Raw genomic sequence first — 282 nt, forward strand, 5'->3', positions numbered from 1 at the left:
TCAATATATACTCCGTGCTTATGGTTCAGGATCTGATTTAGGAGAAGCAAGTTCTGCTCAAAGATTGGTTGCAGGTCATGGAAGTTTTTGGGATTTCCGTCTCGAGAGTAAATATATTGATTCTGGAGTTAAACCTACTCCTTCTCCAGATTTTCCTGCCCCTGGTCCAAAGCCTCGTCCTAAACCGGATGTTAGGGCTATTGTTCCGCAAGTTTCGACTTATCTGCTTTTGCCAAATGCTTTGTTGCAAACAGGTTTGATGAAGATTAGCAATCAAAGCAA

The 282-nt window shown here is 41.8% G+C and carries 1 protein-coding gene; it reads left to right on the top strand.

Annotation, left to right across the window (positions count from 1 at the left end; translation table 11 throughout):
* Positions 1–282, top strand: a 282-nt coding sequence (locus J7R07_RS08095; protein WP_208436330.1) for a hypothetical protein, incomplete at both ends; no start/stop codon positions are given.

This window comes from Bartonella phoceensis (genome assembly GCF_902825145.1).
GTDB classification, from domain to species: domain Bacteria; phylum Pseudomonadota; class Alphaproteobacteria; order Rhizobiales; family Rhizobiaceae; genus Bartonella; species Bartonella phoceensis.